The following is a 14,404-nucleotide window of genomic DNA, read 5'->3' as shown; positions in this document are numbered from 1 at the left end:
TTCGTTCAATTTCTACAGCTTCTTATATTTTAAACGATGAAACGTTTCGGCGCAAAAGCAGGATCTGCACCTGCTGCCGGACTCTCCTACAGGTTCTGCAGCAACCGGTCTATTTTTTTCGTAAGGAGTGTCATGCCACTGTCGCCGGACTGCATGTGAAACAGCGTTTTGTCAGGATGAAATAGATAATAGGAAGGAACATAATCGTTCTGACACGCATCGGACACCAAATGATCCTGATCAACCAGAAGAGGATGGGTAATATTTAAGGATGATGCTTTACTTTTCACTTTTTCTGTGTTCTTATCTTTGGCAGATCGGGGCATGTGTACAGATATGACATGGAGATCCGACCGGTGCCGACTTAGACGTCGGATTAACGCCGGCACAGCTTTGTCACAGTGACTGCAGCTGACAGACCAGAAGTAAATCAACACAGGACATCCGTCGTCCGCCTGTTCTTCGGTCCAGGTTTCGTTGAGCCAATATCCATCACCGTTAAAAGAAGGACGTTTCATTTCTTTTTTCATCGTAACACCTCCCCGGTTTCACCTTTTATGCTATTCGATCGTCCGTGTTCCCGGCTTCCAGTCCGCCGGGCAGGGCTTTCCTGTCTGCAGTGCTTCAAGCACCCGCAATGTCTCCTCTACATCTCTTCCGATGTTGTCATGATGTACGAGGGAATACATCACAGTACCCTCCGGACTAATAATGAACATAGCTCTCGCAGCCGTTCCTTCTGACTCCTGCAGTACACCGTAATCTCTGGATATCCGGTGATTGCTGTCCGAAATAAGAGGGAATGCAATGTTTCCAATTCCATTGTCTTCACGGGCAGTATTCGTCCAAGCCTCATGAACATAGATAGAATCTGTCGAAATACCAAGAATCTCCGTATCGAGATCCTCAAAATCTTCGATGCGGTCATGAAGAGCCGTTATTTCCGTTGGGCAGACGATAGAAAAATCCATCGGATAGAAAAATAAAATGATATACTTTCCTTTGCTCTGCCAGGAAGAAAGCTGCAACATGCCTTCTGATTGATCTGGAAACAGCGCTTTCGCCCGGAAAAGCGGGGCTGTTTTTCCAACAAGCTGAGATGCGGTCATGATTCAAGCTCCTTTCTCCGTTAAGCGGTGACGTTCTCCTTGTTATCTTATACATGAAGCGTTATTATGTTATAATGAGTTTTCCTGACAAAAAGTGATACGTTTTGTCAGAGCAGAGCCGGGGTACTATAAGCATGAGAATACATAAAGGAGTGACGGGTTTTGGCAGATTTTTTGGACATATCCACTTTACTTGAAGGCGCGCTCAGAATTATATTGCTGCTCATCGTATTTCTGATTGTACGTGCCGTTGGAAAGAATATTATTAACCGCTCGTTTTCGCGTATGAAAGAACAGAAAAATATGCAGCCGGGACGGGTGCAGACGTTGAATAAGCTGTCCGTGAGTGTCTTTTCCTACGTCTTGATTTTTATCTTTTTCACTATACTTATCGGGATTTTCGGCCTTGAAATCGCGCCTCTTATCGCTGGTGCCGGTGTAGTCGGACTTGCTATCGGCTTTGGGGCTCAGGGTCTCGTCAGCGATGTTGTCACCGGATTTTTCATTCTGCTTGAAAAGCAGATTGACGTCGAAGACTACGTAAGCGCAGCAGGCGTAGGCGGTGTCGTGGAAGAAGTCGGACTGCGCACCACCCAGATCCGCGGCTTTGACGGAACGCTTCATTTTATTCCGAACCGCAACATAAGCAACGTCGATAATCATTCCCGTGGCAACATGAGGGCAATGATTGATATCGGCATCTCGTATGATGACAATATCGATGAAGCGGTCCGGGTGCTGCAGGATGTGTGCGACCAGCTCGCTGCTGAAGAACCTGCCATCAAAGAAGGACCTGACGTTTTAGGCGTTCAGGGCATCGGAGAATCCGACGTTGTCATCCGAATTCTCGGAAAAACCGAGAACATGGAACAATGGGGCATTGAACGTAAACTCCGCAAAGCATGCAAGGAAGCACTCGACAAAAACGGTATCGACATCCCGTATCCCCATCAGGTTTATGTGGACAAACGCCAGGAACAATAAGCCATGCAATAAGCCATGCAAAAAGCCGCGGAAAGCATTTGCTTTCCGCGGCTTTTTGTACGGATCCATGTTTTCTTATTTTGCCAAGTCCGAATCCTTACTTACGGGATAAAAAGGAGGTCATGTGGCTGACGGCACGTGCGATGGCTTCTTCTTTCGGTTCGATACGGGCATCGTGCAGCCCGTGCGGCGTATCGACGCCGAGCCAGAACATAACGCCCGGCAGTTCTTCCAGAAAATATCCGAAGTCCTCCCCGGTCATAGCCTCGCCGCATTCCACCAACTCCATGGCGCTTTCTTCCGACGTAAACTGCATAAACGCGTCCGTTAACGCCTTGTCGTTATGGACCTGACAATAAGCTGAACCCCAGTCAATCGAGATTTCGCAGTCAAAACCGGTTTCAATGCCTGCGGTCAGGGATTGGATCCGCTTTTTCACTTCTTTCATGCTGCCTGCGGACAACGCACGAATTGTTCCCTCCAGACGCGCTGTTTCTGCTATGATATTTTGTTTCGCCCCGCCGGAGATTGTTCCTACTGTCACAACGGCTGCGTCCATCGGATTCACATTACGGGAGACGATCGTCTGAAGCTGGGTGACAAGGTGGGAAGCAGCTACGACCATATCGTTGGCGGTATGGGGTCTTGCCCCGTGGCCTCCCTGTCCTTTTAGATCTATAAACAGTTCCGATGTATTGGCAAAAAGCAGCCCAGGCTTTACGGCAACCGTACCTGCTTTGTATTCCGGTGCGACGTGAAGGGCGTACATCTCATCCGGTTTCCATTCCTGAAACGGCTGCGAACGAAGCATCGGCAGCGCGCCCCCTGGTCCTTCTTCCGCCGGCTGGAACAAAAACAGAAGATTGTCTTTCGGCTGCCTGGCTGCAAAATGAGACAAAATACCAACCGCAATCGTCATATGCATGTCATGACCACACGCATGCATATACCCTTCATGCGAGGACGGAAAGGAGAGCGTCGTCTGCTCCTGCATCGGAAGGCCATCCATGTCGGTCCGGTACCCTATCGTTTTTTCCGGGGCTGTTCCTTCCACATATACGAATATGCCGCTTCTCCACGTGCGCACCGTAAGATGGTCCTGCGGCATGCCGCTGATAGTCTCAAGCAGCAGTTCCTGTGTCTTCCACTCTTCAAACCCCGGTTCCGGAATCTGATGCAGCTGCCTGCGGAGCGTAAGCAGTTCCTCTTCAGTCATGGATGGATACCTCCTTCAGTAATTCCTCTTCCAGCGCCCCGGTAAATGCATCCGTATCCTCCGGTTTGAGTGTCAGAGGCGGCAGCAGACGAATAATGGTCTGCTGCGTCACATTGACCATAAAGCCGCGCCGGAGCAGCTGTTTCTGAATCCGCTGTACATCTTCCGGGGACACCTGCAGACGAAGACCGAGCATCATCCCCTGCCCGCGGACTTCACGGAGCAGACCTCCGCTTCTTACTTTAAGATACTCCAGACTGTTCCATAAATACCCAGCGTTTTCTTTTCCCTGTTCCAGTCCCCCCTGCTCCAGCAGCACATCCAGCACGGCATTACCAAGGGCGGCGCTGAGCGGACTCGGTGCAAACGTCGCTCCGTGATCTCCCGGAGTAAACAACGTATCAAGCCCTTCGCGTGCAATCATTCCTCCGAGCGGCAGACCGCCTCCGACTCCTTTGGCAAAGAGAAGCAGGTCCGGTGTTACATCAGTATGCTGATAGGCAAACAGCTCCCCCGTTCTTCCCATGCCGGTCTGTATTTCATCCAGACAGAACAGTACCCGGTACCGGCGGCAGAGCGCAGCCGCCCCTTCCAGAAACGAGCGGGATGCAGGCATAATGCCACCGGAGCCAAGGACCGGTTCCATCATAAACGCAGCCGGTTTCTTTTCCTGAAACAGGCGTTCCAGTGCCTCCAGATCTTCAGGCGCTGTTTCATAGACCGGATAATCCGCCGCCGGGAAATCCTGATACACATTTTCCTGACGTGTCAGCTTCACCGCGCCGAGCGTCCGACCGTGAAAACTGTTCCCAAGGACCGCGATGCCGTCCTTTTCATCCGTATCCTGCTTTTTCCATTTATGAATGAGCTTAACCGCCGCTTCCACAGCTTCTGTTCCTGAATTAGAAAAAAACACTTTTCCCGGAAATGTTTCTTTTACAAGCCGTTCGGCCAACGTGATGGCCGGTGTATTCAGGAATACATTCGAAATATGCAGAAATTGTCCTGCCTGTTCTTCGAGCTTTTGAACCAGGTAAGGATGGGAGTGGCCTAATATGTTCACAGCAAGTCCTGTAAATAAATCGAGGTAGCTGTTTCCTTCTTCATCGTACAGGTAGTTCCCCTCTCCTTTTGTTACAGCGATGGGAAGACGCTGATAGGTGTTCATGATATACTGCTGGTCCCTGTTCATCCAGTTCATTGTGACTCGTCCCTTCTTTTGATGGAAAAATACCCGGCTGAAAACAGTGTTTCAGACCGGGCAGATCGTGCAGTATTATTAGTCGTCGTTTAAGCGGCGCAGTTCCTGCTTCATTTCTGTTTTGCCTTTTGTCTGATCGTCAATTTCTTTGATGACACGGGCCGGGGTTCCGGCAGCGACGGTATTGGCCGGTACGTCTTCGGTGACGACGGCTCCAGCGGCGACAACAGCTCCTTCGCCGACGGTAACACCCTCGAGGATAACGCAGTTCGCACCGACGACGACACCGTCTTCGATAACGACCGGCTGCGCGGAAGGCGGCTCAATGACCCCTGCAAGAATCGATCCGGCGCCGATATGGCAGTTGCTTCCCACAGTAGCTCGTCCACCGAGCGCGACGTTCATATCGATCATTGTATTTTCTCCAACGACAGCGCCGATGTTGATGGTTGCACCCATCATGATGACCGCGTTTTTGCCGATATCCACCTGGTCGCGGATGACAGCACCCGGTTCGATGCGGGCCTGCACGTCTTTCAGGTCAAGGAGCGGAATAGCACTGTTACGGCGGTCATTCTCAATGACATAGTCTTCGATTTTGTCCGGGTTTTCTTCGATTCCTTTTTGAATCTCTTTCCATTCTCCGAAAAGAACGCCTGTATTTCCGGTAATGAAACGTTTCGTATCATTACCGAAACCAATCAGTTCCAGACCGTCTCCTTTAATATGTACTTTCACTGGTGTCGTTTTTTCACTTTCTGAAATAAACGAAATAATTTCATTGGCATCCATCTGGTTCATATCACGTGCCTCCTCAAATATTCTCCTTCATAGATTATCATACGTCACAGGCGAAAGAAACCATTCTGTCTCTTTTGTATCCCCTTACATGAAAAACCCCGGTTTACAGGGATGTGAATGGTCGTTATACTTAGCAGGTATGTTATTAATTACTTAAGTAAATAATAAGGAGTTTGTCATGGATACAAGCGGACTCATCCATTTACTGAATCAGAAAGCCCGGAATTTCTCAAAAGAACTGAATGACCAGGTACAGCCGCACGGTCTGTATGCTTCCCAATGGACTATTTTATATATTCTGATGAAAAATGGCCCAATGACACAGACCGAGATCTGGAAATACCTTCAGGTGGAAGCACCGACAGTAACCCGTACCCTTGCCAAAATGGAAGAAAACGGCTGGGTCAGCAGACAGTACGGTCGGGACCGCCGGGAACGTATTGCGGTTATAACCGATGAAGCAAAACAGCAGCTGCCGAAGGTGAAGGAAAGTGTTGAACAGATGGAGCACCACTTCACCGGCTCGTTAACCCGGGAAGAAGCGAAGCAGCTTTACACGCTGCTGCAGAAACTCGGAATCGAAGAAAGAAGGGTTTAACTTGAATCAAACGAAACAACCGATCTGGACAAAAGACTTTCTCAGCATTTCTCTCGTCCATTTCATCGTCTTTGTCATTTTTTACACACTGCTCACCACCCTCCCGCTCTATGTCATTAACGAACTTGGCGGCTCCGAATCCAAAGGAGGTCTCGTCGTTACGGCAATGTTCATCACCGCCATTATCATCCGACCATTTTCCGGAAAGATACTGGATTGGGGCGGGAAGAAAAATATACTGCTTATCACCGTGGTCGTCTTTACCATTTCAACATTCGGTTATATCTGGGTTGATGCTTTCGCTCCACTCATTCTGCTCCGCATTTTTCACGGTTTGTCGTTTGGTATATTAACAACTGCGACATCAGCGATTGCGGCAGATGTCGTCCCTGACGCAAGACGCGGAGAAGGACTCGGCTATTTCACCATGTCCATGAATCTGGCTGTTGTGGCCGGACCTTTTCTCGGTCTTACCTTGACACAATTCGTGTCCTATCAGTTCTTGTTTGTTCTTTTAAGTATCATTATGATTGCAGGCACCTTGTCCGCGTTTCTCGTGCGGCCGAAAGAAATACCAAAAGCTCCATCCAAAGAAAGCGGTAAAACATCCCTCAGAGATTTAATCGAGCAAAAAGCACTGCCGATTGCCGCCGCCAGCAGTCTGGTGGCTTTTGCCTACTCCGGCGTGATTTCATTTATTTCGGTCTATGCGGATCAACTTGGACTGGCGTCTGTATCCAGTTATTTTTTCCTGGTTTTTGCAGTAACCATGCTTCTCAGCCGTCCGTATCTCGGCCGTCTGTTTGACGCACGCGGCCCGAGAATTGTCATTATCCCGTGTCTGTTTATCTTTGCAGCGGGGCTTGGGCTTCTAAGTTTCGCGGAAGGTACGGTTTCTTTTCTTATCTCTGCGGCTTTGATTGGTGTCGGATACGGAACACTGCTTCCCTCGCTGCTGTCGCTTTCGGTGCAGGCCGCCTCACCAGAGCGGAACAGTTATGCGACGGCTACGTTTTTCATGATGTTTGATTTAGGCGTTGCAGCCGGGTCTTTCCTACTTGGTATTGTCGTAACCTATACCGGATTCTCTATGCTTTTTGCTGGAAGTGCCGTCTTTGTCGTGCTGCTTTGCGGTCTCTTTCAGATGATGCTCGACAAGAAACAAGCGTCGGCTGCAGAACATTGGAGACAGCAGGAAGTTGAGTCTTCCAGCCGGTAACGTAAAAAGACGGAGCGGGACATTTCCCATACTCCGTCTTTTCGTCTGCTTTTTTTGTATTTATGATGATTTAAACCAGAGAGTGCTGATTTCCTCTGTGTTTTCGGCTTGTTTTTCTACGATAATCGTGCCGTCTTCATACGTATATTCTTCCGTCCAAAGCCCTTCCATTTTGTTCTCGTATGCCTTATCCGGAGAACCTGCCTGCTCCGTTACTCCGCCGGCAGTTATTTCAGGGTTCTGTACAGCAAATACTTCCGCCTGTTCCGATCCGCCGGGGAAAAAGAACGTTCCGCTGCCGTAACGCATAAACGGTGCTCCTTCAAAGGAGCCTTCCTCCTGCGGCGTTCCGGCTTCCTGTTTCATCTGTTCTCTGTCACGATGCAGAAGGGAAAACAAGGAGACAGACTTCTCATTCTGAAGCAGACGGTTAAACTGTGTTTCCCCCTCTCCCTTTTGATCGGTGACACTTTTCACGTCGGAGAGGGGCTGTTTGTCCTGCACTTGAAGAGCAGCAGATGACGCAGCCGCCTGTGTCGTGCCGGTTTCCTGCATATCCGATTGTCCGCACGATGCCAGCAATGCCACACCCATGAATAAAACAGCGGTGCCTGTCTTTATCAACGACGCCCCCTCCTTTCGTTTTCTCTACTACTTCTATTTCCCCTTCTGTACAAATTTACACTACGATTTCCTTCAAGCCGAAAAATGAAACTTTCGTCTCAATTCCTGAAGGCTTTTCAAAAAAAGAACTGTTTTTCCAGTGAAACAATGCTGGAAAAACAGTTCTTTTTTTTATATTAATGTCTTGTCGTTTTTAAATAGGATTTTGCTACGTTTCGTACTTCCGGCGTCCAGTTATGAAGAGATGCCGTCATCGCTTTTTCAACGGTTTCCATGCCTTCTTCTTCCCAGTACCCGAGCGTTTCCTCTGCTGCTTCAGCGTCTTCAAGAAAAGAGTGAACACTCGATATCAGCGTTGATGCATCCGTCCCTCTGGCGCGGACATGAACCTTGTCGCCGATACGTATGGTCGTAAAAACCGACATCATCCCAAGCATGCTTTTACCATTTGCGGATGTCTGTTTTTTTTCAAAAAACACGTCACTGTTATATCGCTCCAAATGATGAACAAGCTCCATCACTTTCTGCACTGATAGTCCCTTAAACAAAGAAAATACAGCCGTCTGTTCCAAAACGCATTCCCCTTTTCCAATGGAATCCTCCGCCATTATAAAAGGAGCAAGCCGTATTTTCCACCACCGGGCGGTAAGGTGTCACAGAAATGTCGCAGAACATCTATTCTTCCTGCGGCCCGGATGTCTCCCGGACAACACCCTCCCAGTCTTTTGGTACCTTTTCCACATACAGCGAACGGGAAGGAAACGCCGCTTTCACACCTTCTTCTTCGAGAATCCGGATGATGGTCAGGTTGATTTCTTCTTTTACTTTATACCATTCCAGCCAGGCTGTGGATTTTGTGAAGAAATAGACAAAAATATCGTAAGACGACTCACTCATTTCGCTGAAACGAACGAGTATCAATTCGTTATCCACTTCTTCATGATCACGCAGCAGCTGATCCACGCGCTGTACAACGGTTTCGATTTTTTCCGGTGACGTGCCATATTCCACTCCCACCGTAAACATAATGCGGCGAACACTCATTTCCGACCAGTTCGTAATAGCTTCACTGGCAAGAATTTTATTCGGTACGGTGACAAGCGAATCCGCAAACGTCCGGACTTCTGTACTGCGGAAGCTGATATCCTCCACCATGCCTTCAACGGTAGGTGTCTCAATCCAGTCTCCGCTTTTGAACGGACGTTCCGTCACAATAATAACACCGCCGAGAAAGTTGCTGAGGGTTTCCTGCGCGGCAAGCGCGACGGCAAGACCTCCGAGCCCGAGCCCGGCCACCAGCCCATTAATATTATATCCCCACTCGTAGGCAACCAGGGTAATAGTCAGCAGTACAATGGCAAAGCGGGTGAGCTTCGACAGAAATGGAATCACCATACTGTCGGCTCCGTCCTCCATTTTGTGAGAGAAACGGTGAAACAGATTGGAACTCGACGAAGCAAAATTGAACAACCCCCAGCCGATCACCACAATGACTATAGATCGGTACACTGTATTGATTACAGTCATCGACTCGAGCGGTATAGGAAGATAGAGGAGCGCCAGATATATGCCAAGAACTCCGATAAAGAAGCGGACCGGCTTTTCAAACGCGGTCAGCATATTGGTAAAGAAGGAGGTAGGCGACTTTTGCGCAAACCTCATCACAATCTTGAAAATATAACGAGTGAACACTTTACGGAAAGTGAATATAACGAGAAAGATGAGACAGGCAATCCCTATCTTTCTCCACGGAAGACTCAGAAACGCCTCCCACCACTCTTCTATGATATTCATAATAATATCCATTGGTTTTCCCTCCATGGGCACTTATCCTGAGCCGCTGCTGTTATTTCTAAGTTTGTCTGGTATTACTGCCTGGGCGCCCACAGCATAATGCTTACACCGATTAAACAGACGGCGGCTCCAATCCAGTCGTACATATCAGGAGTTTTGCGGTCGACAAGCCACCCCCAAAGCACGGACATGACAATAAATACTCCGCCGTAAGCGGCGTACACCCGGCCAAAGGACGGAAATACCTGAAAAGCGGCAATAACTCCATACAGCATTAACAGTATGCCGCCCGATAAACCGAACCAAAATGGACGGCTTTCACGCAGCCATACCCATATCAAATAGCCTCCGCTTATCTCCGCAAGGCCGGCAAGCACAAACAACAGCACGGCATACATCACTACATCCCTCTTTTCATGCCATACGGACCTCTCTTTTATTTTACTAAAAGCTCCGCGGCTATGTATATCCTTCCTTCCGCTTATCTCCCCCCATCGCTGGATCGAAAAACACACACCTTTTCCCATAAACTTTATGAACAATACAATCATTATATTGAAAAGATAATCAATACATACAAAAAATCAATAAACAAAACAGCTGTGATACATTAAATGAAAGCGTTTCAAAAACCAGAAGGAGGATTACGATGGTAAGTTTTATCGGCTTTTTGACAATCATTACTATTGTAACACTACTGATCACAAAGAAGTTATCTCCCATTGTCGCGATGACATTAATTCCTGTAGCAGCGGCTTTGATACTCGGTTCGGGGGTTGAAGAGCTCACCACTTACTTTCAGGACGGTATTGATTCTGTCATGTCTGTTGTCATTATGTTCATTTTCGCTATTTTGTTCTTTGGTATGATGCAGGATGCCGGGTTGTTTGACCCGATCATCGATAAAGTGATAGCGCTGACAAAAGGAAATGTAGTACTTGTCGCCATGGGTACTATTGCTATCGCAATCGTTGCAGGTCTTGACGGCTCCGGGGCATCTACGTTTCTCATCACGATTCCTGCACTGCTTCCTTTATATAAAAGATTGAACATGAGTCCGCTCCTCTTAATGCTGTTAACGGTGCTGAGTGTCGGTGTCATGAATCTGCTTCCATGGGCGGGACCGATAGGGCGTGCTGCTACCGTGCTGAACATGGATCCTGTAGCATTGTGGAGACCGCTCATTCCCCTGCAGCTTATCGAAATTGTGCTGTTATTCATTGTAGGAGCATTATTCGGCCTTCGCGAGAAGAAACGGATCGCACAAAAGCAGGAAAGCACAGCGGCTTCTGAAGAAATTGCCGCTGCGGCAGAAACATTGGAAATGGACGAAGAGGAAAAAGCATTCAGGGATTCTTTGAAGCGGCCCAAAATGCTCTGGTTCAATATTATTTTCACTCTGCTGTTGATTGGTACGTTAATGAGCGGCGTGCTGCCTTCCGGTTTCGTGTTCATGATCGGGTTATCAATTGCGCTTCCTCTGAACTACCGGTCTGTTGACGAACAGATGGGCAGAATCAAAGAGCACGCCCCGAACGCCTTGATGATGGCCGGCATCATCCTTGCAGCCGGAACGTTTCTCGGGATTCTGGAGGGCACCGGCATGCTCGAAGAAATGGCCTCCGGTCTGGTCAACATTCTTCCCGGACTGGTTGTGCCTTATCTTCATATGATTATCGGATTCTTCGGTGTACCATTTGATCTGCTGCTCAGTACAGATGCTTATTACTTTGCCCTTGTTCCCATTGTGGAACAGATTGTCTCCGGCTTCGGCGTAGAATCCACGAAAATCATTTACACGCTTGTTGTCGGCAATATCATTGGTACGATGGTCAGTCCTTTTGCGCCCGCCCTATGGCTCGGCCTGGGACTTGCCAGAGTGGAAATGGGACAGCACTTGAAATATTCTTTCTTCTGGGTATGGGCATTCAGTATCCTGCTGCTCTTTGTCGCCTGGATCATGGGAATCATTGGGTCTTAACCACAAAAAGTGGGCCGGTACGCTGCTGAAAAAGAGCGTACCGGCTTTATTTTTTCCGGTAAAGCCGCTGCGGCCGTCCCGGTTCGCCGTAGGTGGAGGAGAAGGACAGTTCATTGATACTCACCAGGTATTCCAGATACCTTCTGGCCGTCGGACGACTGACACCGGTGAGGCGCGCTGTCTCCGAGGCAGAACAGGCTGCTGTGCCGTCATCGAATACATTCCGGATGATTTTCAGTGTCTGCGAATCTATCCCTTTTGGAAGGTCTTCTCCTTTGTTCTCTCTATTCTGCACGAGATAGTCTATGGACGATTGATCGAGATCCACCTGATCTTTTAGAAACTGCTGTTTACGCAGAAACTGCTGCAGCGCATCATCCAGACGTTCCAGCTGAATCGGCTTAATAATATAATCAAAAATACCGGCACGCAGGGCTTCTTCCACCGTTTTTGCTTCTGTTGCTGCCGTAATCATAATCACTTCCGAGCGGCGGGCAGATTTTTTTAAAGACCAAAGTAATTCAAGCCCTTCGACATCGGGAATGTATACATCAAGAAGAATAATATCAGGCGGTGCGTCTGTATCATTCAGATATTGCAGCGTTTCTTCCCCTGTCTTTGTCTTATGCATCGCTTGAAAAAAATCGGATTGATCCACCCGTGAAGCGAGGATTTCAGCAACATGGAAATCATCTTCCACAATCAATACATTATATTTCTCCATTTGAGCGTTCCTCCTCGTTATATTTGGGAAAGCTGAGCACCACACACGCCCCTCCCCATTCGCTTTCTTCAAGATATACGTCTCCGTTCACATGCTCCAGCGTTTCTTTGACGAGAAACAGGCCGTAGCCGTGGCCGCTTTCCTCCTTTGTGGAAATGCCGCGTTCAAACACCGTACCTGCTTCCTCCTCCGACAACCCCGGACCATTATCATCCACCTCGAATATAATCGTATCTCCAATATCAGTGAAATGGATCGTAACCTGTTTAGCAGCTTGTCCGTTACGGAGAACAGCTTCAAACGCATTATCGAGCACATTGCCAAGAGCGGTTAACACCGTATGCTGCAAAAGAGCGGGCAGTCTTGAGGAGAGACTGCTGTCCGGATGTATGGTCAGTGTAATATTTTTTTCATACGCTTGATTGTATTTCCCAAGCAGCAGACCGGCAACGGATGGGTCCGCCACTCTCGATGTGAAGAAATGAATGCGGTTTTGCTGTGTTTTGGTTTCATATTGTATGTATTCCGTTGCCTGATCCACTTCATTCATCTGAAGCAGGCCGGAAATCGTGAACAGCTTATTGGAAAATTCATGCGTCTGCGCGCGCAGTGTTTCCGAATAAGCCCGCATGTCGGAAAGTTCCATGTTCAAACGATCCACCTCATTTTTGGGGTGAAACGATGCCACCGCCCCGGTAATCCGGGGTCCGTATTCGATCGGAATGAGATGAAGCAGCATGGTCGTTCCGGCCAGCGACCTTTCTACAAAATGCCGTGCTCTTCCTTCTTTCAGCACCGTTTCAAGTATGTCACTGGAAACCAATGTCTCCAGCAGAGCGGTTTTATCCCCGTTCTGAGACACAGCCTGCTCCGCGCTGCGATTCATAAAGGTGGCATTGCCGGCACTGTCAAATGCTATGATGCTTTCATGGGCCGCCTGCAGCACTCCTTCTTTTTGTATGTACAACTGCGCAATTTCTTCCGGTTCGAGATCAAATAAACTGGACTTGATCCACCTCACGATAAAGTGGGCACCTGTCAGCCCAAGCAGCAGCAAAAGAGCAAAAGCCACCCACAATTCGGTGCTGTAATCCGTAATAAGATCGTTTACATTTTTCTGCAGGAAGCCGACACTTATCACGCCAATGACAGAGCCGTTTTCATTAAATACCGGAGTCTTGCCCCGTATCGAAGGACCGAGCGATCCTTCTTCTCTGGAGACATAGCTCTCTCCTTCCTGAAGAGCCCTTCTGTTATCGCCTCCAATCATTGTTTCACCGATGCGATCCGGTTCAGGATGGGAATAACGTACACTCTGTCGGTTTCCGACGACAATAAATTCAGCTCCGGTGCGCTCCAGGATACGTTCTGTAATAGGCTGTATCGTTTCTGAAGGATGGTCGTCGTTAAACGCTGCCTGTATTTCAGGACTCTCAGCTACGCTGTGGGCCAGGTTTAGAGCATTCTGCCCAACCTGCTGCTCCAGAGAATCTGAAAAGAATATGTAAAAAAAGCCGGCCAGAACGCCTGTTACCGCTGTCAGTAATAAAGCGATAACCGCTGTCATGCGGTGAAACAATTTCCACTTAAACATAGGCACTCTCCCATAAAGAAGAAAATTCTCGAAACGACACCTATTTCTTATTTTAGCACACCCCTGTTTTGCGTTGAAATTAGTTCCCGCAGGCGGTTTACCCGCTGTTTGTATTTTCACTTACTGGGCATGCTGAAAAGAAACGGAAAAAGAAGAAACTGTTAAAGGGCGGATACTTTTTGTTTAACCAACTGCTGTTATGGGCAACCTTTATCATCCCCTGGTTGGCACTGATCCCATTGAACAAAACCCGTGTAAAAAAAGTGTTCCCGGCTGCCATGTACGGTACGCTCATCCTGACGTTTGTTTTTCAGATGGCAGACCGGTTTGAATGGTGGCGGATAGAAGAAAATATTATTTTACTGACCAATATCACATCATTTGTCTATGGCTTGTTTTTTGCCGGTACCATTATCATTTTATATTTCACGCATCACCATTTTTGGCTGTATATGATCATGAACTAAAGTGGACCCCTTTGTCAAGACACATTTTTAAAATAAATAAGGTGTGACTCCTTTTGAGATAGAGAGGCTACCTTGGAGGAAAAAAGGAAATC

Annotated in this window: 16 protein-coding genes; 5 read left to right on the top strand and 11 right to left on the bottom strand. The window is 48.1% G+C overall.

Going from position 1 to position 14,404, the window contains the following annotated elements; all coding sequences use genetic code 11:
• Positions 1–86: 86 nt before the first annotated feature.
• The gene (locus BM124_RS01440; RefSeq protein WP_093334881.1) at positions 87–530 is read right to left on the bottom strand and encodes a TlpA family protein disulfide reductase; all 444 of its coding nucleotides are present in this window, start codon (positions 528–530) and stop codon (positions 87–89) included.
• A 30-nt stretch (positions 531–560) separates the two neighbouring features.
• Positions 561–1,109 carry a peroxiredoxin gene (locus BM124_RS01435; RefSeq protein ID WP_093334880.1) on the bottom strand — a complete coding sequence of 183 codons (549 nt, stop codon included), beginning with the start codon at positions 1,107–1,109 and terminating at the stop codon, positions 561–563.
• Positions 1,110–1,271: 162 nt separating this feature from the next.
• Here BM124_RS01435 and BM124_RS01430 point away from each other — a divergent pair, with 162 nt between their 5' ends.
• On the top strand, positions 1,272–2,093 hold the full coding sequence (locus tag BM124_RS01430; protein WP_244504193.1) for a mechanosensitive ion channel family protein: 822 nt from the start codon (positions 1,272–1,274) through the stop codon (positions 2,091–2,093).
• A 97-nt stretch (positions 2,094–2,190) separates the two neighbouring features.
• Here BM124_RS01430 and BM124_RS01425 read toward each other — a convergent pair whose 3' ends face one another.
• The 3 genes from BM124_RS01425 to dapD all read right to left on the bottom strand — a co-directional run bounded on the left by BM124_RS01425 (position 2,191) and on the right by dapD (position 5,311).
• Positions 2,191–3,309: an N-acetyldiaminopimelate deacetylase gene (locus BM124_RS01425; protein WP_093334879.1), complete on the bottom strand. Its 1,119-nt coding sequence runs from the start codon at positions 3,307–3,309 to the stop codon at positions 2,191–2,193.
• Positions 3,302–4,510, bottom strand: a complete 1,209-nt coding sequence (locus BM124_RS01420) for an aspartate aminotransferase family protein (RefSeq protein WP_093334878.1) — start codon at positions 4,508–4,510, stop codon at positions 3,302–3,304. The genes BM124_RS01425 and BM124_RS01420 overlap by 8 nt, the downstream gene beginning before the upstream one ends.
• A 78-nt stretch (positions 4,511–4,588) precedes the next feature.
• Positions 4,589–5,311, bottom strand: a complete 723-nt coding sequence (gene dapD, locus BM124_RS01415; RefSeq protein ID WP_093334877.1) for a 2,3,4,5-tetrahydropyridine-2,6-dicarboxylate N-acetyltransferase — start codon at positions 5,309–5,311, stop codon at positions 4,589–4,591.
• A 178-nt stretch (positions 5,312–5,489) separates the two neighbouring features.
• Here dapD and BM124_RS01410 point away from each other — a divergent pair, with 178 nt between their 5' ends.
• Positions 5,490–5,909, top strand: coding sequence for a MarR family winged helix-turn-helix transcriptional regulator (locus tag BM124_RS01410; protein WP_093334876.1), 420 nt, complete (start codon positions 5,490–5,492; stop codon positions 5,907–5,909).
• Between the two features lies 1 nt (position 5,910).
• Positions 5,911–7,128, top strand: a complete 1,218-nt coding sequence (locus BM124_RS01405; protein ID WP_093334875.1) for an MFS transporter — start codon at positions 5,911–5,913, stop codon at positions 7,126–7,128.
• A 60-nt stretch (positions 7,129–7,188) separates the two neighbouring features.
• On the opposite strand, the gene BM124_RS01400 is transcribed toward BM124_RS01405, so the two are convergent.
• The 4 genes from BM124_RS01400 to BM124_RS01385 all read right to left on the bottom strand — a co-directional run bounded on the left by BM124_RS01400 (position 7,189) and on the right by BM124_RS01385 (position 9,947).
• Entirely contained in the window at positions 7,189–7,752 is a 564-nt protein-coding gene (locus tag BM124_RS01400) for a hypothetical protein (protein ID WP_093334874.1), read from the bottom strand.
• A gap of 176 nt (positions 7,753–7,928) precedes the next feature.
• Positions 7,929–8,360, bottom strand: a complete 432-nt coding sequence (locus BM124_RS01395; RefSeq protein ID WP_093334873.1) for an HPr family phosphocarrier protein — start codon at positions 8,358–8,360, stop codon at positions 7,929–7,931.
• Between the two features lie 67 nt (positions 8,361–8,427).
• Positions 8,428–9,558, bottom strand: coding sequence for a mechanosensitive ion channel family protein (locus BM124_RS01390; RefSeq protein WP_244504192.1), 1,131 nt, complete (start codon positions 9,556–9,558; stop codon positions 8,428–8,430).
• Between the two features lie 62 nt (positions 9,559–9,620).
• The gene (locus tag BM124_RS01385; RefSeq protein ID WP_093334872.1) at positions 9,621–9,947 is read right to left on the bottom strand and encodes a YnfA family protein; all 327 of its coding nucleotides are present in this window, start codon (positions 9,945–9,947) and stop codon (positions 9,621–9,623) included.
• 248 nt (positions 9,948–10,195) lie between these two features.
• Between BM124_RS01385 and BM124_RS01380 the strand changes: the two genes are divergently transcribed.
• Entirely contained in the window at positions 10,196–11,527 is a 1,332-nt protein-coding gene (locus tag BM124_RS01380) for a CitMHS family transporter (protein ID WP_093334871.1), read from the top strand.
• A 46-nt stretch (positions 11,528–11,573) separates the two neighbouring features.
• Here BM124_RS01380 and BM124_RS01375 read toward each other — a convergent pair whose 3' ends face one another.
• Positions 11,574–12,251 (bottom strand): response regulator, encoded by a 678-nt coding sequence (locus tag BM124_RS01375; RefSeq protein WP_093334870.1) that lies wholly within the window; start codon positions 12,249–12,251, stop codon positions 11,574–11,576.
• On the bottom strand, positions 12,238–13,845 hold the full coding sequence (locus tag BM124_RS01370) for an ATP-binding protein (RefSeq protein ID WP_093334869.1): 1,608 nt from the start codon (positions 13,843–13,845) through the stop codon (positions 12,238–12,240). Before BM124_RS01370 ends, BM124_RS01375 begins: the two co-directional genes overlap by 14 nt.
• 179 nt (positions 13,846–14,024) lie before the next feature.
• On the opposite strand from BM124_RS01370, the gene BM124_RS01365 reads away from it, so the two are divergent.
• Entirely contained in the window at positions 14,025–14,312 is a 288-nt protein-coding gene (locus BM124_RS01365) for a hypothetical protein (RefSeq protein WP_093334868.1), read from the top strand.
• The last annotated feature ends 92 nt before the right edge of the window (positions 14,313–14,404 follow it).

The organism is Salibacterium halotolerans (genome assembly GCF_900115625.1).
Lineage (GTDB): Bacteria > Bacillota > Bacilli > Bacillales > Marinococcaceae > Salibacterium > Salibacterium halotolerans.
This window is presented reverse-complemented; position numbering and strand designations above follow the sequence as displayed.

Bases quoted from the DNA above. Each gene is read 5' to 3' on its own strand.
- BM124_RS01420 (WP_093334878.1), bottom strand. From the start codon at position 4,510: ATGAACTGGATGAACAGGGACCAGCAGTATATCATGAACACCTATCAG.
- dapD (WP_093334877.1), bottom strand. From the start codon at position 5,311: ATGAACCAGATGGATGCCAATGAAATTATTTCGTTTATTTCAGAAAGT.
- BM124_RS01375 (WP_093334870.1), bottom strand. From the start codon at position 12,251: ATGGAGAAATATAATGTATTGATTGTGGAAGATGATTTCCATGTTGCT.
- BM124_RS01380 (WP_093334871.1), top strand. From the start codon at position 10,196: ATGGTAAGTTTTATCGGCTTTTTGACAATCATTACTATTGTAACACTA.
- BM124_RS01425 (WP_093334879.1), bottom strand. From the start codon at position 3,309: ATGACTGAAGAGGAACTGCTTACGCTCCGCAGGCAGCTGCATCAGATT.
- BM124_RS01370 (WP_093334869.1), bottom strand. From the start codon at position 13,845: ATGTTTAAGTGGAAATTGTTTCACCGCATGACAGCGGTTATCGCTTTA.
- BM124_RS01440 (WP_093334881.1), bottom strand. From the start codon at position 530: ATGAAAAAAGAAATGAAACGTCCTTCTTTTAACGGTGATGGATATTGG.
- BM124_RS01435 (WP_093334880.1), bottom strand. From the start codon at position 1,109: ATGACCGCATCTCAGCTTGTTGGAAAAACAGCCCCGCTTTTCCGGGCG.
- BM124_RS01390 (WP_244504192.1), bottom strand. From the start codon at position 9,558: ATGGATATTATTATGAATATCATAGAAGAGTGGTGGGAGGCGTTTCTG.
- BM124_RS01395 (WP_093334873.1), bottom strand. From the start codon at position 8,360: ATGGCGGAGGATTCCATTGGAAAAGGGGAATGCGTTTTGGAACAGACG.
- BM124_RS01410 (WP_093334876.1), top strand. From the start codon at position 5,490: ATGGATACAAGCGGACTCATCCATTTACTGAATCAGAAAGCCCGGAAT.